The sequence below is a fragment of the Kineococcus xinjiangensis genome (genome assembly GCF_002934625.1).
GTDB lineage: Bacteria > Actinomycetota > Actinomycetes > Actinomycetales > Kineococcaceae > Kineococcus_A > Kineococcus_A xinjiangensis.
Genome location: NZ_PTJD01000017.1, coordinates 21,496 through 41,156, shown reverse-complemented (window position 1 = coordinate 41,156; position 19,661 = coordinate 21,496). Strand labels below are relative to the sequence as shown.

At 74.0% G+C, this 19,661-nt stretch carries 18 protein-coding genes; 7 read left to right on the top strand and 11 right to left on the bottom strand.

The features are described 5' to 3' along the window. Window positions 1-35: 35 nt before the first annotated feature. The 4 genes from CLV92_RS18615 to CLV92_RS18600 all read right to left on the bottom strand — a co-directional run bounded on the left by CLV92_RS18615 (window position 36) and on the right by CLV92_RS18600 (window position 3,821). On the bottom strand, window positions 36-857 hold the full coding sequence (locus CLV92_RS18615) for a shikimate 5-dehydrogenase (protein ID WP_104435359.1): 822 nt from the start codon (window positions 855-857) through the stop codon (window positions 36-38). A gap of 140 nt (window positions 858-997) precedes the next feature. Beyond that, on the bottom strand, window positions 998-1,690 hold the full coding sequence (locus CLV92_RS18610; protein WP_211291271.1) for a cupin domain-containing protein: 693 nt from the start codon (window positions 1,688-1,690) through the stop codon (window positions 998-1,000). An 86-nt stretch (window positions 1,691-1,776) separates the two neighbouring features. Then, the gene (locus tag CLV92_RS18605) at window positions 1,777-2,697 is read right to left on the bottom strand and encodes a DUF6807 domain-containing protein (RefSeq protein WP_104435357.1); all 921 of its coding nucleotides are present in this window, start codon (window positions 2,695-2,697) and stop codon (window positions 1,777-1,779) included. A 32-nt stretch (window positions 2,698-2,729) separates the two neighbouring features. After that, window positions 2,730-3,821: a Gfo/Idh/MocA family protein gene (locus CLV92_RS18600; protein WP_211291269.1), complete on the bottom strand. Its 1,092-nt coding sequence runs from the start codon at window positions 3,819-3,821 to the stop codon at window positions 2,730-2,732. A 159-nt stretch (window positions 3,822-3,980) separates the two neighbouring features. Between CLV92_RS18600 and CLV92_RS18595 the strand changes: the two genes are divergently transcribed. The 3 genes from CLV92_RS18595 (at window position 3,981) to CLV92_RS18580 (ending at window position 8,110) form a co-directional block, all read left to right on the top strand. Beyond that, complete coding sequence (locus CLV92_RS18595) at window positions 3,981-5,519, top strand: CYTH and CHAD domain-containing protein (protein ID WP_104435270.1); 1,539 nt, start codon at window positions 3,981-3,983, stop codon at window positions 5,517-5,519. A gap of 364 nt (window positions 5,520-5,883) precedes the next feature. Further along, entirely contained in the window at window positions 5,884-7,512 is a 1,629-nt protein-coding gene (locus CLV92_RS18585; RefSeq protein WP_104435265.1) for a DEAD/DEAH box helicase, read from the top strand. Window positions 7,513-7,669: 157 nt separating this feature from the next. Then, window positions 7,670-8,110 carry an OsmC family peroxiredoxin gene (locus tag CLV92_RS18580; RefSeq protein WP_104435264.1) on the top strand — a complete coding sequence of 147 codons (441 nt, stop codon included), beginning with the start codon at window positions 7,670-7,672 and terminating at the stop codon, window positions 8,108-8,110. 89 nt (window positions 8,111-8,199) lie between these two features. Here CLV92_RS18580 and CLV92_RS18575 read toward each other — a convergent pair whose 3' ends face one another. Both CLV92_RS18575 and CLV92_RS18570 read right to left on the bottom strand, forming a co-directional pair. Next, a complete protein-coding gene (locus CLV92_RS18575) occupies window positions 8,200-9,855 on the bottom strand; it encodes a catalase (protein ID WP_104435262.1) in 1,656 nt (551 codons plus the stop codon). Next, the gene (locus tag CLV92_RS18570; RefSeq protein WP_104435354.1) at window positions 9,852-10,343 is read right to left on the bottom strand and encodes a Fur family transcriptional regulator; all 492 of its coding nucleotides are present in this window, start codon (window positions 10,341-10,343) and stop codon (window positions 9,852-9,854) included. Before CLV92_RS18570 ends, CLV92_RS18575 begins: the two co-directional genes overlap by 4 nt. Window positions 10,344-10,585: 242 nt before the next feature. Between CLV92_RS18570 and CLV92_RS18565 the strand changes: the two genes are divergently transcribed. From CLV92_RS18565 to CLV92_RS18550, 4 genes are all read left to right on the top strand, one after another. After that, a complete protein-coding gene (locus tag CLV92_RS18565; protein WP_146099648.1) occupies window positions 10,586-12,208 on the top strand; it encodes a metallophosphoesterase family protein in 1,623 nt (540 codons plus the stop codon). 63 nt (window positions 12,209-12,271) lie between these two features. Beyond that, window positions 12,272-12,493, top strand: a complete 222-nt coding sequence (locus CLV92_RS21130; RefSeq protein ID WP_146099647.1) for a hypothetical protein — start codon at window positions 12,272-12,274, stop codon at window positions 12,491-12,493. 107 nt (window positions 12,494-12,600) lie between these two features. Next, on the top strand, window positions 12,601-13,221 hold the full coding sequence (locus CLV92_RS18555; RefSeq protein WP_104435256.1) for a DUF47 domain-containing protein: 621 nt from the start codon (window positions 12,601-12,603) through the stop codon (window positions 13,219-13,221). An 8-nt stretch (window positions 13,222-13,229) separates the two neighbouring features. After that, window positions 13,230-14,222, top strand: a complete 993-nt coding sequence (locus CLV92_RS18550; protein WP_104435352.1) for an inorganic phosphate transporter — start codon at window positions 13,230-13,232, stop codon at window positions 14,220-14,222. Window positions 14,223-14,297: 75 nt separating this feature from the next. Here CLV92_RS18550 and pstB read toward each other — a convergent pair whose 3' ends face one another. The 5 genes from pstB to CLV92_RS18525 form a co-directional block, all read right to left on the bottom strand. Further along, the gene (pstB, locus tag CLV92_RS18545) at window positions 14,298-15,077 is read right to left on the bottom strand and encodes a phosphate ABC transporter ATP-binding protein PstB (protein ID WP_104435254.1); all 780 of its coding nucleotides are present in this window, start codon (window positions 15,075-15,077) and stop codon (window positions 14,298-14,300) included. Between the two features lie 58 nt (window positions 15,078-15,135). Then, window positions 15,136-16,218, bottom strand: coding sequence for a phosphate ABC transporter permease PstA (gene pstA, locus CLV92_RS18540; protein ID WP_104435252.1), 1,083 nt, complete (start codon window positions 16,216-16,218; stop codon window positions 15,136-15,138). Then, a complete protein-coding gene (gene pstC / locus CLV92_RS18535; RefSeq protein WP_104435251.1) occupies window positions 16,218-17,171 on the bottom strand; it encodes a phosphate ABC transporter permease subunit PstC in 954 nt (317 codons plus the stop codon). The genes pstA and pstC overlap by 1 nt, the downstream gene beginning before the upstream one ends. A 145-nt stretch (window positions 17,172-17,316) precedes the next feature. After that, window positions 17,317-18,444: a phosphate ABC transporter substrate-binding protein PstS gene (gene pstS / locus CLV92_RS18530; protein WP_104435249.1), complete on the bottom strand. Its 1,128-nt coding sequence runs from the start codon at window positions 18,442-18,444 to the stop codon at window positions 17,317-17,319. Window positions 18,445-18,709: 265 nt separating this feature from the next. Then, window positions 18,710-19,660 (bottom strand): NUDIX hydrolase, encoded by a 951-nt coding sequence (locus CLV92_RS18525; RefSeq protein ID WP_104435247.1) that lies wholly within the window; start codon window positions 19,658-19,660, stop codon window positions 18,710-18,712. Between the last annotated feature and the right edge of the window lies 1 nt (window position 19,661).

Genomic DNA, 19,661 nt, shown 5'->3' with positions numbered 1-19,661 from the left:
CCGGGCGGGCGGTGGCGCGGCCGCCGCGGCCGGTGTCAGGACCGGGCGAACTCCGACGCCCGCCGCACCTGCTCCGTGGTGGGCCGGACCCCGGTGTAGCGCTCGAACTGCGCGGCGGCCTGCAGGGCCTGCACCTCCACGCCCGTGATGGTCCGCAGGCCGCGCTCGCGGGCGCGGCGCAGCAGCGGCGTCTCCGCCGGCACCGCGACCACCTCGAACACCGTCTCGGCCGCGTCCACGGCCTCGCCCGGCACGGGCAGGTCGTCCGCCGCGGCTGTGTCGTGCGCCCCGCCCGCCATCCCCACCGGAGTGGCGTTGACGACGAGGCGCGGGCGCGCGGCTCCGAGGGAGGCGGTCCAGGCGTAGCCGTACCGCTCCGCCAGTTCCCGGCCCGTGGCCTCGTTGCGCGCCACCACCGTTCCCCGTTCGAATCCGCCGTCGCGCAGGGCCGCGACGACGGCCTTGGCCATCCCTCCGCTGCCGCAGACCGCGAAGTCGGAGTCCTGCGCAACCCCGTGCTCCCGCAGGAGTTGCGCCACGGCCACGTAGTCGGTGTTGGAGGCGGTGAGGTGGCCGTCGTCGTTGACGATCGTGTTGACCGAGCGGATGACCTCCGCGGAGCGCTCGACGGTGTCCACCAGCGCCAGGCAGTCCTCCTTGAAGGGCATGGAGACGCTGCACCCGCGGATCCCCAGGGCCCGCACCCCCGCGACCGCCGCCGTCAGGTCGCTCGTCGTGAACGCCTTGTAGAGGAAGTCCAGGCCGAGTTCGGCGTAGAGGAAGTTGTGGAACCTGGTGCCGAGGTTGCTGGGCCGCGCGGCGAGGGAGATGCACAGCCGCGTGTCCTTCGACGGCATCCGGATCGTGGCTGCGGTGGGGGCTGCGGTCGCGGGGGTCGGCGAGGTCGTCACCTCCCGAGCATCCCCCACGCCCCCGTCGCGGCTCGTCCGGCCCCGTCGCGGTTCGTCCAGCCCCGTCGGCGCCCGTCGGTTCCCCGTCAGTGCCCGCCGGTCTCCGTCAGCGCACGACGCGGCCCGTCGTAGGCCGCGAGCGTGCCGCACATGCCCAGGGTCGGCGCCGGCCGGGGCAGGTGCCGCACGCTCGCGCCGGCGAGGTGGGAGGCGTTCCCGTCGGCCAGGGCCGTGAGCAGCTCACCCGTGCGGCGCGCGGCCGCGGCGGCCCCGGCCTCCCAGCGGCTGCGGAAGTCCGCCAGCCGCGGGGCGACGAGCCGGGCCGCGGCGGCGTGGAACTCCGCCAGCGCCGAGGCGTCCCCGGCCTCGGTGCGCCGCAGGATCTCGGTGTAGCCGGCCACGGCGAGGTCGCGGCGGGCCCGGGCGCGCTCCGGCGACGGCTGCCCGTCCGGCCCGAGGATCGACGCCGCCCGCCGGTAGCTCTCCTCGTCGGCCAGGTGCTCCGGCGGGAACGTCAGCACCGCGTCCCCGGCCTCGGGCAGCCCGCCGTTCTCCATCACCACGACGACCCGCAGCCCGCCGGTGTCCACGGCCCGGTGCACCGTGCCGGGGGTGAACCACACGACGTCCCCCGCGGTCAGGGGGGCGCGCTGCGGGCCCTCGGCGGTGAGGGTGTGCAGTTCCCCGGTGCCACCGACCACGACGTAGCACTCCGAGCAGCAGGTGTGCAGGTGCGGGGAACCGCCGTGCAGGCCGTCGGCCGCCTCCCACGGGTACACGTCGAGGCCGCTCAGACCGACCGCCCCGGGGAACCGCCCGAGATGGGGATCCCGCGCAAGCGGTTGACACGCAGGCGGTTTCGGTGTCACAGCGCGTGCTCCGCCGCCACCGCCTCGGTCTCGGCGCGGTCCCAGGCGCGGTCGCCGACGACGATCCGGTGCCGCAGGCGCAGCACCTCCCCCGCGGGCAGGACCACCTCCTCGGAGAACGCGAAGGACGGCGCCACCGCGGGGAACGGGTCGCTGCGCACGAACCAGCGCAGGGGGACGTCCGCGGAGGAGGTGCCCGCCAGGAACAGCAGCGTGCCGCCGCCGTCCACCTCGTCGTGCTGTCCCGAGTACGCCAGCCACGCGGAGGCGGAGCCCATCGGCTCGGTCCCGGTGTCGGCGTCGGTGCCGGTGTCGGCGGTGAGGACCGTGCCGCCCGTCCAGGCGCGCGGCCCGCGCCAGAACAGGCCCGTGTACCCGGCGGCGGGCCGCCCGAGCGTCGTGGGGCTGCCGAACTCCAGGTCCCGCCCGCGGACGTTGCGCAGTTCCGTGGCCACGTCCAGCACCCACAGCCCCCGCACGGGGTCCACGCCGCCGAAGCGCAGCTCGCGGGACTCCGACACCCACTCCTCGCCCGCGGAGGTGACCCAGGTGAGGTTCTCGGTGGTGCCCACCGCCACCTCGCCCGCGTCGGTCCGGGCGAAGCCGTCGTGCCGCATCGTGCCGACGTTGCCGAGCTGCACGTACCCGCGACCGTGCACGTAGGTGGGCCCGCCCCAGAAGTTCTGCCCCGACACCTCCGAGGCGGTGAACTGCACGCCCTTGTGCCAGCGGTGGTCGTGGGGCCGGAACCCGGAGACGGGCGCCCCGGTGAGGGTGCGCAGCGGGTGCAGGTACGGCTTGGGCGACTCCAGGGGGTCGACGGCCGGGTCGGTGGCGCAGTCGTGGACGTAGGTGGCCAGGTCGACCGATCCCGCCCGGACGACGAGGCGGCCGGGGGTGGAGTCGTCGAGGTGCAGGGCGACGTCCACGGGGGAGGGTGCGGTGGTGCTCACGCCCGGCCCCCGTGCATCGCCGCGTAGAACGGGTTGCCCGCCACCAGTTCGGCGCGCCGGACGGGCCGGCCCTGCGCCGCGGACTGGTACAGGCCCGCGACGAGCTCCAGGCTGCGCCGCCCGTCGTGGCCGCTGCCCGGCGGGCGCACGCCCTTGCGCAGCGAGTCCAGCACGTCGCGCAGCGCGGCGGTGTGGGAGCTCGGCTCGTCGCCGGCGGGGCGCCAGTCGGCCGTCCTCCCGGCGGGGACGTGCGGGGCGGGGGTCCAGGTCCAGTCGTCGTTGCCGTGGCCGTAGAGGTGGCTGACCTCCACCGTCGCGTCGGAGAAGTCGAAGCGCAGGTAGCTCTCCTGCCGCGGCGACAGGACGCTGTTGACGACCGACGCCATCGCGCCGGACTCGAACCGGACGACGGCCATGGAGACGTCCTCGGTCTCCACGTCGCGGTCGAGGGTGCCGGTGGCGGCGCTCACCTCGCTCCAGTCGCCCAGCAGCCAGAGCATGAGGTCCATCTGGTGGATGCCGTGGCCCATCGAGGGCCCGCCGCCCTCGGTGTCCCAGCGCCCGCGCCAGGGGACGGCGTAGTACTCCTCGTCCCGGAACCAGAGGGTGTGGCAGACGGCCACGAGCGGCCGGCCGAGCTCGCCGAGGGCGATCTGCCGGCGCAGCGCGTGCGAGGCGGAACCGGAGCGCTGCTGGAAGACGTAGGAGACGTAGGGGCCGCCCTCGCGCTCGTGGGCGGCCATCTCGTCGTACTCGGCGAGGCTGAGGGCCGGGGGCTTCTCGCACCAGACCCAGGCGCCGGCGTCGAGCGCGGCGGTGACGGCGTCGCGGTGCGCGCCGGGCGGGGTGCAGACGCAGACGAGGTGGGGCCGCTGCTCGCGCAGGACGGCGGCGAGGTCGGTGCCGGAGGCGGGCACCCCCCAGCGCTCGGCCAGGCCCCGGGCGCGATCGGCGTCGACGTCGACGATCGCCACGACCTCGGTGTCACCGGCGTCGCGCAGGGCGGGCAGGTGGCCGCCCTCGGCGATGGCGCCGGCTCCCACGACGACGACGCGCAGCGGCTCGGCGGGATCGGGGACGGTGGTCACGGTGCCTCCAGCGTCGTTGCAGGCGGCGCGGTGGGCCCACGCCTCGGTAAGCGCTTACCAGTGTCACGGGGCGTGCGGCTCCGCGTCAAGGAGTGGCGAGCCGGCTCCGCCCCCGGGGATGCGCGCGTGGAGCCCCGGCCGGGCTGGTAACTATGGGGGATGCCGTCCCTGCACCGAGAGCTCGAAGCGAAGTACGACCTCGACGACACCGCCGAGCTGCCCGACCTGTCCTCGCTGCTCGACGGGCAGGTCTTCGACGGCGCCGTGGCCGAGCACCGCCTCGAGGCCACCTACTTCGACACCGCCGAGCACACCCTCGCCGCCCACCGCATCACCCTGCGCCGGCGCAAGGGCGGCTCCGACGCCGGCTGGCACCTGAAGCTGCCCGCCGCCGACGGCGCGCGCCAGGAGGTGCGGCTGCCGCTCGGGCGCGTCGCCCGGACCGTGCCCGCCGCGCTGCAGGCCATGGTGTGGTCGCGCACCCTCGGCGCACCGCTCGTCCCCGTCGCCACCATCACCACCCGCCGCCGGGAGCAGAAGCTCCTCGACGCCGACGCCCGCGTCGTCGCCGAGGTCGCCGACGACCGCGTCGAGGCCCGCCGGGTCCTTCCCCTGGAGGGCGCCGGGACCGCCACCGGTGCCGCGCAGTCCTGGCGCGAGCTGGAGGTCGAGCTCGTCGACGGCGAGCCCGCCCTCCTGGAGGCCGTGGACGCCGCCCTGCGCGCAGCGGGCGTGCAGCGCTCCGCCTCCGGCTCCAAGCTCGCCCGCGTCCTCGGCCCCGCCCCCGCGCCCGAGCGCCGCAAGCCCCTCACGCCCAAGTCCACCGCCGGCGCGGTCGTGCAGGCGCACCTCGCCGAGCAGGTCGAGCAGATCACCGTGCAGGACCCCCAGGTCCGCCTCGACGCCCCCGACAGCATCCACAAGATGCGCGTGGCCACCCGCCGCCTGCGCAGCGCCCTGCGGACGTTCCGCCCGCTCCTGCCCGACGAGCTCACCCGGCCCCTGCGCGACGAGCTGAAGTGGCTCGCCGCCGAGCTGGGCGCCGCCCGCGACGCCGAGGTCATGCGCGAGCGCCTCCTGCGCGCCGTCGCCGCCGAGGACCCCGCCCTGCTGCTCGGCGCCGCCGGCCAGGGCATCGACGCGCCCCTGTCCAAGGCCTACGCCGAGGCCCACGTCCAGGTCGTCGCGACCCTCGACGGGGAGCGCTACCGCAAGCTCCTCGTCGACCTGCACTCCCTCGTCACCGAGCCCCCCTTCACCGGCCGCGCCCGGCGCAAGGCCCGCGAGATCCTCCCCGGCCGGGTCGCCAAGACCTACGCGACGCTGGCGAAGCTCGTCGAGCGCGCCGAGTCCGCCCCCTCGAAGGAGGAGCGGGAGTTCCTGCTCCACGAGGCCCGCAAGGCGGCTAAGCAGACCCGCTACGCCGCCGAGTCCGTCGCCTCCGTCTTCGGCGCCGAGGCCACCGCCTTCGCCAAGGCCGTCACCAAGGTCCAGGAGGTGCTGGGGGAGCACCAGGACTCCGTCGTCACCCGCGAGCGCATCCGCGACCTGGCCGCCACCACCGACTCCCCGGCCGCCGCCTTCGCCCTCGGCCGCCTGCACGCGCAGGAGGAGGCCTCCGGCGAGCGCGCCGAGCAGCAGTTCGCCCAGGTGTGGGACAGGTCCTCCGCGAAGTCCCTGCGCCGCTGGCTGCGGTGACCCCGTGACGGGCGCCGGCCCGGGGCGGCTGCCCCGGGCCGGCGACCCCGTCGGCGCCTCGGTGGGGGTGGCCGTCGTCGGGGACGTCGTCTCCGCGACCGCCCTCACCGCCCTCCGGGCCGCGCGGGGCCGACCGGGTGCGCCGCGGAGGGCCGACGGGGTGGGCCGAGCGCCCCCGGAACAGCGCGGGGTGCCCGCCTGTTAGGCTCATCGTGACGGTGTCGACGCCGTCCACTCTGCGGGCGAGCCGCCCGCGAGGTCGCTTGAGTCTCATCCCCTGACGACGATGCGCGCCGCACTGGTGTGCCTGCAGCCGGGGGTCGACCGCGTGCGGCCTGCTATCCCACGTGGAGTTCCTTCCCGCATGCCCTCGTACGACGCACGAAACTCCGAGTCCCGCGGTTACCGCGACTCCCGCACGTCCGACTTCCGCTCCGACCGCCCCTCGGGCTCCCGCTCCGGCGGATACCGCTCGGCCGGCTCCGGCAGCGGCTACCGCTCCGGTGGTTCCTCCGGCGGCTCGTCCTCCGGCAGCTACGGCGGCTCCAACGGCTACCGCGGCTCCCGCTCCGGCCCGCCGCGCAGCCCCCGCTCCTTCGCGCCCTCGCCCATCGAGCAGGCCCTCGACGCGGCCCAGCTCGTCGAGGTCCCGGAGTCCACGTTCGCCGCGCTCGGCCTGCCCGAGGAGCTCGTCGCCGCGCTGGAGCGCCGGGGCATGACCGCGCCGTTCGCGATCCAGTCGCGCGTGCTGGTCGACGGCATCGCCGGCCGCGACATCCTCGGCCGCGCCAAGACCGGCTCCGGCAAGACCCTCGGCTTCGGCCTGCCGATGATCGCGCGCCTCGCCGCGGGTGACCGCGTGCGCAACGCCAACGCCCCGCGCGGGCTCATCCTCGTCCCGACCCGCGAGCTGGCGATGCAGGTCGCCGACGCGCTGCGCCCGCTCGGGGACTCCCTCGGCCTGCGCATGGCGTGCGTCGTGGGCGGGGTGCCCTACGCCCGCCAGATCGCGGCGCTGCAGCGCGGCATCGACATCCTCATCGCCACGCCGGGGCGCCTCACCGACCTGGTGGAGCGGCAGGCGTGCTCGCTGTCCGAGGTGAGCGTCGCCGTCCTCGACGAGGCCGACCACATGGCCGACCTCGGCTTCCTGCCGGCGGTGCGCGCGATCCTCGAGCAGACCCGTGCGAACGGGCAGCGGATGTTCTTCTCCGCGACCCTCGACCGCGGTGTCGAGCAGCTGGTCAAGGACTTCCTCACGGACCCGGCGTTCCACTCGGTCCCGCAGGAGACGGAGACGGCCGCCAACATGGAGCACCGCGTCTTCGCGCTGCGCCCGCACGACAAGCTGGCGGTGCTCACCGAGATCTCGATGCGCCCGGCCCGCAGCATCCTCTTCGTGCGGACGAAGCTGGGCGCCCAGCGCCTGGCCGACCAGCTGCGCGAGGCGGGCGCCCCCGCCGAGGCCATCCACGGCGACCTGCGGCAGAGCCAGCGCTCGAAGGCCATCGACGCCTTCGCCGCCGGTGAGACGCGCGTGCTCGTGGCCACCGACGTCGCCGCGCGCGGCATCCACGTCGACGACGTGGACCTCGTCGTGCACGTGGACCCGCCGAACGACCACAAGGACTACCTGCACCGCTCCGGCCGCACCGCGCGCGCCGGGAACAAGGGCACGGTCCTGGCGATCGCGCTGCCGGACCAGGTCCGCCGCTACGGGTGGCTGCACCGCGACGCGGGCGTGACCGCGACCACGGAGCACGTGGCCGCCGGTGACGAGATCGTGCGGGCGGTGGCGGAGTCCGGGGAGCCGGTCGTCGTCAAGCCGCGCCGCACCTCCGAGGGCCGCCCCGCCCGTGACGGCCGCGGCCGTCGCGGTCCCGGTTCCGGCGGTCGCGACTCCCGCGGCTACCGGGGCGGTCCCTCGCGCCGGCCCGCGCAGGGTGGTTCGTGGGGCTCCCGCGACGGCGGCGCCCAGCCCGCCCGCGACTGACCTCGGCACTCCCGCAGGCACCTCGCACGTCCGAGACGCCCGGTCCCTCCTCGGAGGGGCCGGGCGTCCGGCGTTCCGGTGGTGGGGGAGGGGGAGGGCGCGGAGGATGGCGGGGCCCCGGCACCCCGGGTGCGATCCGCGACGAGGAAGGAACGGCATGCCCACCCGCACCGCACGCACCGCCTGGAACGGCGGCCTGGAGGACGGCTCCGGCCAGGTCGAGCTGAGCAGCTCGAAGGTCGGCACCTTCGACGTCTCGTTCCCCAAGCGCGCCGCCGACGAGGCGGGCGGCACCACCAGCCCCGAGGAGCTCATCGCCGCCGCGCACTCCTCCTGCTTCGCGATGCAGCTGTCCCACCTCATCGCCGAGGCGGGCGGCACCCCGCAGAGCCTGGAGATCTCCGAGGACGTCTCCCTCGGGCCGGACCCGGACGGCGGCTTCCGTCTGACCGGCATCAAGGTCACCGTCCGCGGGGAGGTGGAGGGCCTCGACGCCGAGGGCTTCGCCAAGGCCGCGCAGGACGCCAAGGCCACCTGCCCCGTCTCCAAGGCCCTGACCGGCGTCGAGATCACCGTCGACGCGGCCCTCGAGGGCTGAGCCCCGCCCGCGCCGCACCACGGCACAGCACGGCGGCGCCGCCCCGGCCGTTCCCGGGGCGGCGCCGCCGCGTTCTGAGGAGGGGTCCGTCAGGCGACGACGACCCGCTCGTTGGGCACGCAGTGCGTCATGACGAGACCGGCGACGTCGCGCGGGCCGTTCTTGCCGAGGTTGGCGAGGCGGGCCTGCTCCTCCTCGTTCAGCGTCTGCGACTGCAGCGGCGGCAGGTGGCGGACGTCGTCCGGGGTGATGCCGAGACCCTCGCCGACGCGCAGGCCCAGCTCGTCCTCGACCATCAGGAAGTGCCACACCATCCGCTCCTGGATGGGCCGGTCGCACTGCTGCAGCGCGCCGACGAGGTTGGCCACCAGGTCGTCCTTCTCCCACTGCTCCGACAGCAGGTAGCGCTCGCCGGCCTGCTTGTAGTCGTTGGTGCGGGGGATGCGCTTGCGGGTCAGGCGGCCGGTGATGACGGGGCCCTGCTCGTCGTGCGTGGGGTAGGTGGCCTCCTTGAGGCCGCCGGTGATGGAGGGCTCGTAGTTCACGTGCGGGTTGGACCCGACCTCGTCCCGGCCGTAGGACATCTGGCCGCCCTGCTGGTTCGTGTTCACCGGGACCTTGGGCCGGTTCACCGGGAGCTGCAGGTAGTTCGGGCCCACCCGGTAGCGCTGGGTGTCGGAGTAGGAGAACGTCCGGCCGACGAGCATCTTGTCGTCGGAGAAGTCCAGGCCGTCCACGAGCACGCCGGTGCCGAACGCGATCTGCTCGTTCTCGGCGAAGTTGTCCGTCACGTTGCGGTCGAGGACCATCCGGCCGACGGGGCGCAGCGGGAAGACCTCCTCCGGCCACACCTTGGTGTCGTCGAGCGGGTCGAAGTCCAGCTCGGGGTGGTCGTGGTCCTCCATGATCTGGACGTGCAGCTCCCACTCGGGGAAGTCGCCGCGCTCGATCGCGTCGTAGAGGTCCTTGGTGTGGGCGCCGAGGGTCTGCGCCTGCACGGCGGCGGCGTCGGCGGCGGTCCAGGACTTCACGCCCTGCTTCGGCAGCCAGTGGTACTTGACGAGGACGGACTCGCCCTGTGCGTTGACCCACTTGTAGGTGTTCACGCCGAAGCCCTGCATCGTGCGGTACGACGCGGGCAGGCCGCGGGGGCTGAAGACCAGCATGACCATGTGCATGGCCTCGGGCGTCTGGCTGAAGAAGTCGAACGCCCGGTTGGCGACGCCCGCCTCGAAGGTGACGGGGTCCGGCTTCTGGGAGTGGATGAAGTCGGGGAACTTGATGGCGTCGCGGATGAAGAAGACGCCGAGGTTGTTGCCGACGAGGTCCCAGTTGCCGTCCTCGGTGTAGAACTTCACCGCGAAGCCGCGGGGGTCGCGCGCCGACTCGGAGGAGTCGCGGCCACCCGCCACGGTGGAGAAGCGGATCGCGAGGTCGGTGCGCTTGCCCTTCTCCTGGAAGAGCCTGGCGCGGGTGTACTTGGAGATGGGCTCGTCCCCGAGGGACCCGTACGCCTCGAAGTAGCCGTAGGCGGTGGTGCCGCGCGCGTGCACGACGCGCTCGGGGATCCGCTCGCGGTCGAAGTGGCTGATCTTCTCGAGGAACTGGTAGTTCTCCAGCGTGGCGGGGCCGCGCGCGCCGACGGTGCGCTGGTTCTGGTTGTCGTAGACCGGGTGGCCCTGGCGGTTGGTCAGCGTGGGGCGGTTGTCGTCCGGTGCGCTCTGCTGGCTGGCGACGTCGGTCATCGCGGGTCCTCTCCGGGGTGGGGGGTGATCGGACGTGCGGCGGGGGCGGGGTCGTCCACCTCCGCGCGGGTGGTGCAGGAGGGGCAGCGGCCCCAGAAGGTCACCTCGGCCTCGTCCACGACGAACCCCTGCGACGACGAGGGCTCGAGGCACGGAGCCGCGCCGATGGCGCAGTCCACGTCGACGGTCCGGCCGCAGCCGCGGCAGACCAGGTGGTGGTGGTTGTCGCCGACGCGGGACTCGTAGCGGGCCGGGTGGCCCGCGGGTTCGATGCGACGGGCGAGCCCGGCGCTGGTGAGGGCCTCCAGGCAGTCGTAGACCGCCTGGGTGGACACGGCGCCCAGGTCGGCGCGCACGCGGGCGCAGACGTCGGCCACGGCCAGGTGGCGGTCGTCCGTCGCGGCGTCGAGGACGTCGAGGACGGCGACGCGCGGGCGCGTGGCGCGCAGGCCGCGGGCACGGATCCGCTCGGCTGCCGGGAGGTGCACGTCCTCCACTCCACCAGCTTCTCTGGAACGAGTCAAGAAAGCGTGGTCTCGGATGGTCCGCGCGGGGGCCCGGGCCCCCGCGCGCCGCCGGTGCCGCCACGATCCGGGCACCCGTTCGCTCTAGTCCGAAGGAGTGGATGCCGACGACAACCAGACGGGACCGTTCCCGCGATCCGCCCCGGAGAGGGGCGCCGGCACCGCGGCGGGTGCGCCGGAGCGGGACAGTCCAGGATGGGAGAGCGATGAGCGAGCACCAGCCGGCGGCAGCGGAGGGCGCCGCGGCCGGGGACGTGGCCGCGCCGCCCGCCCCCGCCGGCCCCGCCCGTCACCGCCTGCGCCGCGTCCTCGCCTGGTGCGGGCTGATCGCCGTCAGCGCCCTCGGCGCAGCCGTCGGTGCAGCGCTGGCCCCCGGCACCACCACCTACGTCGGCCCCCTCCAGACGCAGGTCCACGTCCGCCCCAGCCTCTCCCCGGGCATCCACATCGACCTGCCGCCCGCCGGCCAGGTGGCCTTCGACACCCACTGGGCGCCCGTCCTGGTCACCGCGCAGATCACCTCGGTCGACCTCGACGCCGCCAGCCGGCTGCTGCGCTCCCCGCAGCAGTTCCTGGCGCTGGAGGTCACCGCGGCCGACGCCGTGCGCGCGGCCACGCTGCGGGCGGCCGCCTACAGCGGGGCGTGCAGCCTCGCGGGAGCCGCCGCGGCCGGCCTGCTCGTCTACCGCGGGGCGCGCCGCACCGCCCAGACCACGGGCGCCTCCCTGGCGGTGGTGCTCGTCCTCGGCACCGTGACGGCCGCCACCTTCGACGCCGCCGCCCTGTCGCAGCCGCGCTTCACGGGCCTGCTGTCCCGGGCGCCCTACATCGTGACCAACACGCGCAACGCGCTGGACCGGCTGGAGTCCTACCGCAGCGGCCTCTCCCAGATCGTGCGCGACGTCAGCAGCCTCTACGCCGTCTCCGCCAACCTGCCCGTCCAGGGCGGCGCCACCCCCGGGCAGGCGGGCCTCGGGCAGGACGTCACCACGGTCCTGCACATCTCCGACGTCCACCTCAACCCCCTGGCCTACGACCTCGCGCAGTCCCTGCTGGGGCAGTTCGACGTCGACGCCGTCGTGGACACGGGCGACGTGACGACGTGGGGGAGCGCGCTGGAGTCGACGACGCTGCAGCGCATCGGCGCGCTCGGCGTGCCCTACGTCTTCGTCCGCGGCAACCACGACTCCCAGGGCACCGCGGACGCCGTGGCGCAGCAGCCCGGAGCCGTGGTGCTGGACGGCGGGGAGCCGGTGGAGGTCGCGGGGTTGCGCTTCGCCGGCATCGGGGACCCGCGCTTCACGCCCGCCTCGGAGGGGGAGCTGGCCGAGGGCGGCGAGCTGGAGGTCATGCAGGAGGCGACCGAGCGCTTCGCCGCGACGATCGAGGAGTGGGACGAGGCCCACCCCGACGACCCGGTGGACGTGGCGGTCCTGCACAACCCCAGCGCGCCCGAGCCGCTGCACGGGCGCGTGCCGCTCGTGCTGGCCGGCCACCTGCACAAGCGCTCGACGACGCTGGACGAGGACACCCGGACGCGGCTGATGGTCCAGGGCACCACCGGCGGTGGCGGCCTCAGCTCCGCGGCGCTGGTCCGCTTCTCCGACGGCGAGCCGCTGCCGATGAGCGCCACGCTGCTGCACTTCGCCCGCTCCGGCGAGCGCGCCGGCCGGCTCGTCGCCTACGACGAGGTGACCGTCGGCGGCCTCGGCCTGGCGTCGGTCCAGCTGCGCCGCACCGTCGTCGACCGCGCGCAGGAGCCGGCGGTGGTGGCCTCGGCCGCACCCGCCGTCACGTCCACGGGGGACGTCGATGGCGCAACCCCCTGAGTGGCGCAGAGAGTCGGCCGATCAGCTTCGGCGGAAGGCGTCCGGGCGTAGATTGAGCGCACCATGAGTGCTGCCCCCACCCCCCGAGGCGCGACTCCCCGCCCCGGCGACCGCGAGCCGCTGCGCCCGGTCGCGGGGTCCGACGCGCTGGCCGACGACGAGCTCGCCGCCGAGATCGAGCTCTACGCCGACGTGGTGCTCGCAGCCTCCGAGAGCGACGGCCCCCTCCAGCCGCCCGACCTCGACCGCCTGCTCGGCGTGGAGGGCAGCGACGCGGAACGGTGACGTGCCGGCGGCGGCGCAGTGAGGCGCGGCCGGCGATCCGGGGGCCGTTAGCATCGCGAGGGGCCGGATCCCTCCGGCTCGGAGCCACGACCGCCCGGGAGCGCTGAGTGCGCCTGCGTCTCACCCCTCAGGACAACTCGTTCTACGACCTCTTCGCGTCGACGGGCAGGATCCTCGTGGAGGCGGCCACCGTGCTCGCCGAGTTCCTCGGGAGCGACGAGGCCCGTCGGCACGAGCTGGCCCGGCGGATGGAGGACCTGGAGCACGAGGGTGACGCGGCCACCCACGCCGTCCTGCGCCGGGTGAACTCCTCCTTCGTCACGCCCTTCGACCGCGAGGACATCTACCAGCTCGCCTCCCGGCTCGACGACTGCCTCGACGAGATGCAGGCCGCCGTCGACCTCGTCATCATCTACCGGCTCCAGGAGCTGCCCGCGGCGCTGACGCAGGTGGTGCAGGTCCTGGTGCGGCAGGCGGAGCTGACGGCCGCCGCGATGCCCCGGCTGCGCTCGCTGGCGGGCCTCAGCGACTACTGGGTCGAGGTCAACCGGCTGGAGAACCAGGCCGACGGGATCTACCGCGAGCTGCTGGGGACCCTCTTCGGCGGCGGGTACGACGCCATCGAGATCATGAAGAACAAGGAGGTCGTCGAGGCGCTGGAGCGGGCGGCCGACGCCTTCGAGCACGTCGCCCACACCGTCGAGGCGATCGCCCTCAAGGAGACCTGAGGGTGGAGCTGGCCCTCCTCCTGGTCATCGTCGTCATCGTCGTCGCCCTCGTCTTCGACTACACCAACGGCTTCCACGACGCCGCGAACGCCATCGCCACCTCCGTCTCCACGCGGGCGCTCACCCCGCGGGTGGCGCTGCTCATGGCCGCGGTCTTCAACCTCATCGGCGCCTTCCTCGGGGAGGGCGTGGCCAGGACGATCGGCAACGGGATCATCACCCCGGAGGGCGGGGTCGCCGGTCTCGTGGTCGTCCTCGCGGCGCTCGTCGGGGCCATCACCTGGAACCTGGTCACCTGGTGGCGGGGCCTGCCCTCGTCCTCCTCCCACGCCCTCATCGGCGGGCTCGGCGGCGCCGGGCTGGCCGCCGGCACGGGCGTCCACTGGGGCGTCGTCCTCGACAAGGTCCTCATCCCGATGGTGGTCTCGCCGCTGGGCGGCTTCGTGCTGGCCTACCTCGCCATGGTGGCCATCATGTGGACCTTCCGCCACGCCAACCCCGGCCGGGTGAACCGCCGCTTCCGGATCGCGCAGACCGTCTCCGCGGCGGCGATGTCGCTGGGGCACGGGCTGCAGGACGCGCAGAAGACGATGGGCGTGATCGTCCTGGCGCTGGTGGCCGGCGGCTACCACTCCGGCGACGACATCCCCCAGTGGGTGAAGGTGGCCGCCGCGCTGGCCATCAGCCTCGGCACCTACGCCGGGGGCTGGCGGATCATGCGGACCCTGGGCCGGCGCATCATCGACCTCGACCCCGCCCGGGGCTTCGCGGCCGAGAGCGTCTCCGCGGGCGTCCTCTACGTGGCGGCCATCGGCTTCCACGCCCCGATCTCCACGACCCACACCATCAGCTCGACGATCATGGGGGTGGGGGCCACGAGGCGCCTCACCGCCGTCCGCTGGGGCGTGGCGCGCTCGATGGTCATCGCCTGGGTGCTGACCTTCCCGGGCGCCGGGGCGACGGCGGCCCTCGTCTACTTCCTGCTCGCCTCGTTGATCTGAGACCGGACGCGACGAGGCCCCGGCGGGAATCCCGCCGGGGCCTCGTCGCGTCCGGTCCGCGGGGGCCGGGACCGGTCAGCCGAAGCGGCCGGAGATGTAGTCCTCGGTGGCCTTCTGCGACGGGTTCGAGAAGATCGTCGCGGTGTCGTCGATCTCGACGACCTTGCCCGGCTTGCCCACGGCGGCCAGGTTGAAGAAGGCCGTCTTGTCGCTGACGCGGGCGGCCTGCTGCATGTTGTGGGTCACGATCACGATCGTGTACTCCAGCTTCAGCTGCTCGATGAGGTCCTCCACCGCCAGGGTGGAGATCGGGTCCAGCGCCGAGCAGGGCTCGTCCATCAGCAGGACGTCCGGCTGGATCGCGATGGCCCGCGCGATGCACAGGCGCTGCTGCTGACCGCCGGAGAGGCCCGCGCCCGGACGGTTGAGGCGGTCCTTCACCTCGTTCCACAGGTTCGCCCCGCGCAGCGAGCGCTCCACGAGCTCGTCGAGGTCGCTCTTCTTCATCCGCTTGGCGTTGAGCTTGATGCCGGCGGCGACGTTCTCGTAGATCGACATCGTCGGGAACGGGTTCGGCCGCTGGAAGACCATGCCGATCTGGCGGCGCACCGTGACCGGGTCGATGTCGGAGCCGTAGAGGTCCTGCCCGTCCATGACGACCTTGCCCTCGACGCGGGCGCCGGGGATGACCTCGTGCATGCGGTTCAGCGACCGCAGGAAGGTCGACTTGCCGCAGCCGGAGGGGCCGATGAGCGCGGTCACGGCACGCGGCTCGATGGTCATGGTGACGTCTTCGACCGCCAGGAAGTCCCCGTAGTAGATGTTCAGGTCGGAGACGTCGATGAGCTTGGCCACTGCTGGCTCCCTCGGGAGTGGTACGGGTGGGTGCGGACGGAGGGGACGGGGGAGACCGTCAGCGGGCCTTGGGGGCGAAGACCCGGGAGATGACGCGGGCGAGGAGGTTCAGGCCCATCACCAGCGCGATGAGCAGGAGCACGGCGGTCCACGCGCGCTCGATGGCGAACTCCGGCGGCACACCGGGGGCCGTGTACTGGTAGTACGCGTACACCGGCAGCGTGGCCATCTTCCCCTCGAGGGGGTTGAAGTTCAGCCCGGCCGTGAGGCCCACCGTGAGGAGCAGCGGGGCGGTCTCGCCGGTCACGCGGGCCACGGCCAGGGTGATGCCGGTGGCGATGCCGCCGACGGCGGTGCGCAGCACGACCTTGATGATCGTGCGCCACTTCGGCACCCCGAGGGCGTAGGAGGCCTCGCGCAGCTCGTTGGGGACGAGCTTCAGCATCTCCTCGCAGGAGCGCACCACGACCGGGATCATCAGCACGGACAGCGCCAGCCCGCCCATGAGGCCCAGCTGCAGGCCCGGGCGGAAGAGGAGCGCGAACACCGCGACGATGAACAGGCCCGCGACGATCGAGGGGATGCCGGTCATGACGTCGACGAGGAAGGTGATCCAGCGGGCGAGGCGGCCCCGGCCGTACTCGACCAGGTAGATCGCGGTCAGCAGGCCGATCGGCACGGAGATCAGCGTGGCGAGGCCGGTGACGATGACCGTGCCCCACAGCGCGTGCAGGGCGCCGCCGCCCTCGCCGACGACCCGGAACATCGAGTGGGTGAAGAACTGGACGTCCAGGCGCGCGGCGCCGTTGGCGACGACCGTCCACACCACGGAGACCAGCGGCACCATCGCGATGAGGAAGGCCACCGTGACCAGCGCGGTCACCAGGCGGTCGGTGGCCTTGCGGCTGCCCTCCACGATGCGGGAGGCCAGCCAGATGCCGCCCACCGCGAGGATCGCGGTGAGGACCGCCACGCCCGCGACGGGAGCGCCGAACGGCAGGGTCAGCAGGACCGCGACGACGAGCGCGGCGCCGACGACCGCGGCCGGGGCCCACTTCGGCAGCCGGTGCTCGCGCATGCCCGCGCGGCTGCTGCCCGCGGGCTGCGCGGTGCGGGTGGTGTCGGTGGTGGGTGCGGACATCAGTTGGCTCCGGAGAACTCGGCGCGGCGGTTGACGACCCAGCGGGCCAGCATGTTGACGCCAAACGTGATCACGAACAGCACGAGACCGGAGGCGATGAGCACGCTGACGTCCAGGCCGGTCGCCTCCGGGAACGTCAGGGCGATGTTCGCGGGGATCGTGGACGGGTTGGTGCTGCCGATCAGGTTGAAGGTGACGGCACCGGTCGCGGAGAGCACGATCGCCACCGCCATCGTCTCGCCGAGGGCGCGCCCGAGGCCGAGCATCGCGGCGCTGACGACACCCGAGCGGCCGTAGGGGATGACCGCGTAGCGGATCGTCTCCCAGCGGGTGGCGCCGAGGGCGAGGGCGGCCTCCTCGTGCAGGCGCGGGGTCTGGAGGAAGACCTCCCGCGACAGGGCCGTGACGATCGGCAGGATCATGACGGCGAGGACGACGCCCGCCGTGAACATGGTCCGGCCGGTGGGGGAGGCGGGACCGGCGAAGAGCGGGATGAACCCCAGGTTGTCCGACAGCCACCGGTACAGCGGCGTCAGGCGCGGGGCCAGCCAGGTGAAGCCCCAGAGGCCGTAGACGATGCTGGGCACGGCGGCGAGCAGGTCCACCGCGTAGCCGAGGCCCTGGGCCATCCGGCGGGGCGCGTAGTGCGAGATGAACAGCGCGATGCCCACGGCGAGCGGCGTGGCGATCACCAGCGCGATCACCGACGAGAGGATGGTGCCGAAGAGCAGCGGGGCGATGTAGCCGAGCAGACCCTCCCCGCCCATGACCTCCTCGGCCGGGGCGCGCAGCGCGGGGATCGCCTGGATCAGCAGGAAGATCGCCACCGCGGCGAGGATGAGCAGGATGAGGATGCCCGCAGCGGTCGAGGTGCCCTTGAAGATGCGGTCGCCCGCGCGGGCGCGCGCCTCGCGGCGGGCCTCGCCGCGGGCCGCGGTAGCTGTGGTCGTCACGCGCTGCCTCTCGATGTCCGTGCTGGAGGGAGTGCCGCCCGCGTCGTGCGCTCGGGCGGGTGGTGCGCCGGAGCGGCCGCACCGAGGGTCGTCCCCGTCGGTGCGGCCGCTCCGTGGGCTCGGAGCGAGCCCTGAGTCGCGTCGATCAGCTGCCGGCGCTGATCGACTCGATGGAGTCGCTCACCGTGGCGGCGAGCTTCTTCGAGATGGGGGCGGAGCCGGCGGCCTTGGCGGCCTCCTGCTGGCCCGCGTCGCTGGCGACGTAGCCGAGGAAGGACTTGACGAGCTCGGCGGTCTGCTCGTCCTCGTACTTGGTGCAGGCGATGTGGTACGAGACCAGGACGATCGGGTAGGCGCCGGCCTCGGTGGTGTCGCGGGCCAGGTCGATCGCGATGTCGCCCTCGGGGCGGCCCTCCACCTGGGAGGAGGCGTCCACGACGGCGGCGGCCGCCTCGGCGGTGGGCTGGACGAACTCCTCGCCGACCTTGACGGAGACGATGCCGAGGTCGCCGGCCTGGCTGGCGTCGGCGTAGCCGATGGTGCCCTCGCCGGCCTTGACGGCGGAGACCACGCCGGAGGTGCCCTGGGCGGCCTCGCCGCCGGGGAGCTTCCACTCGCCGGAGGGCTCCTCGGTCCAGGCGCCCTCACCGGCGGCGGCCAGGTACTCGGTGAAGTTCTCGGTGGTGCCCGACTTGTCGGAGCGGTGCACCGGCGTGATGGCGGTGGCGGGCAGCTGCGCGTCGGGGTTCTCGGCGGCGATCTCGGGGGCGTTCCAGGTGGTGATCGACCCGTTGAAGATCTTGGCGAGGGTGGGGCCGCTCAGCTTGAGCTCGGCCACGCCCGGCAGGTTGTAGACCACGGCGATCGGGGAGACGTAGATCGGCAGGTCGATGGCGTCGCCGCCGTTGCAGCGCTCCTTGGCGGCCTCGAGCTCCTCGTCCTTCAGGTAGGCGTCGGAGCCGGCGAAGGCCACCGCGCCGCTGAGGAACTGCTCGCGGCCCGCGCCGGAGCCGGAGGGGTCGTAGTTCACGGTCACGTCGGGCTGCTCGCCCTGGAAGCCGGCGATCCAGGCCTGCATGGCGGCCTGCTGGGCGCTCGAGCCCGCGCCGTTGATCGCGCCGCTCAGGGCCTCGGCGCCGCTGTCCGCGCCGCCGGTGGCGCTGCTCTCGCCGGCGGGGGTGGTGGTCTCGTTGGCGGCGCCGCAGGCGCCGAGGCCGAGGGAGAGCACGAGGGCGGCAGGCAGAGCGGCGCGGCGCAGGAGGGACTGCTTCACGAAAGTGTCCTCTTTCGACGAGGTGGGCGGTCGTCGGTGACGATGGACGGTCACCGGGGCCGCGACCCTCAGCGCAGGGGTCGGCGACGTCTCGAAGGTAAGGATGCCAAGTGACGCATCGGCCCGGCGCAGGTGAACGCGGGGTGAATCGGGGTCATCGGTTGATCGTCACCTCGGCGGCGCAGCGGCAACGTTCAGGTGAACGGGTGAACCTCGTGACGCACTGTCGTCAAGCGTTGCACAAAGTCACAGAAAGTGACGACCGTCACGTCGCGTGACGCTCCACCGCAACCACCCGTGCGGCTCCGCCCGCCCCGTCCACGTGGGTGACGACCAGCTCACCCGTCGCGAGCTCCGTGCGCCGCAGGCGCTGCGCCACCGACTCCTCCGACCGCGCCGCCACCGCCCGCAGCAGCGTCGGCAGCACCGGCCGGTGCGAGCACAGCACGCTCGCCTCCCCGCCCTCCAGCAGCCGCGCCACCACCCCCGCCGCCTCCTCCGGGGAGCGCTCGTGCGCGTCCTCCGTCACCTCGTCCACCGGCTCCAGCCGCAACCCGGCCGCCGCCGCGAACGGCCGCACCGTCTGCGAGCAGCGCACCCACGGTGACGTCAGCACCCGGCCCGGCCCCCAGCAGGCCAGCAGGTCCACCAGCACCTCCGCCTGCGCCACCCCCACCGGCGCCAGCGGCCGGCGGAAGTCCGGCGCCGTCCACTCCGAGCGCGGGTGCGCCTTGCCGTGCCGCAGCACCACCAGCGGCCACGTGCCCTGCGGGTGGTCCGCCAGGAGGGCGCGCAGCGCCGTCAGCGGCTCGCAGTCCTGCGGGTGCGTCAGCCGCCGCGCCGCCTCGTCGAGGTCCACCCACGCGACGTCGTCCACCTCCGGCGGCTGCGGCGAGACGCCCGTGCCCCCCAGTGCGGACGCCGCCCAGTACCGCACCCGCTTGCGCCGGCCGTCGGCGAGCGGGTAGCGCAGCGACCCCAGGCGCGGGCCCAGGCGCACCGCCAGCCCCGACTCCTCCGCCGTCTCGCGCACCGCCGCCACCGCAGGCAGCTCCTCCGGGTCCAGCTTCCCCTTCGGCCACGACCAGTCCTCGCCGCGGTCCCGGCGGGCGGGGCGGTGCACCAGCAGCACCTGCAGCCGCCCCTGGTGGCGCCGGTGCACCACGCACCCGGCGGCCTCGACGCGACCCGGGCGGCCGCCCCGAGCCTCGGGCACG

Bases quoted from the DNA above. Each gene is read 5' to 3' on its own strand.
- CLV92_RS18575 (WP_104435262.1), bottom strand. From the start codon at position 9,855: ATGACCGACGTCGCCAGCCAGCAGAGCGCACCGGACGACAACCGCCCC.
- CLV92_RS18585 (WP_104435265.1), top strand. From the start codon at position 5,884: ATGCCCTCGTACGACGCACGAAACTCCGAGTCCCGCGGTTACCGCGAC.
- CLV92_RS18615 (WP_104435359.1), bottom strand. From the start codon at position 857: ATGCCGTCGAAGGACACGCGGCTGTGCATCTCCCTCGCCGCGCGGCCC.
- CLV92_RS21130 (WP_146099647.1), top strand. From the start codon at position 12,272: ATGAGTGCTGCCCCCACCCCCCGAGGCGCGACTCCCCGCCCCGGCGAC.
- pstA (WP_104435252.1), bottom strand. From the start codon at position 16,218: ATGTCCGCACCCACCACCGACACCACCCGCACCGCGCAGCCCGCGGGC.
- CLV92_RS18595 (WP_104435270.1), top strand. From the start codon at position 3,981: ATGCCGTCCCTGCACCGAGAGCTCGAAGCGAAGTACGACCTCGACGAC.
- CLV92_RS18565 (WP_146099648.1), top strand. From the start codon at position 10,586: ATGAGCGAGCACCAGCCGGCGGCAGCGGAGGGCGCCGCGGCCGGGGAC.
- CLV92_RS18580 (WP_104435264.1), top strand. From the start codon at position 7,670: ATGCCCACCCGCACCGCACGCACCGCCTGGAACGGCGGCCTGGAGGAC.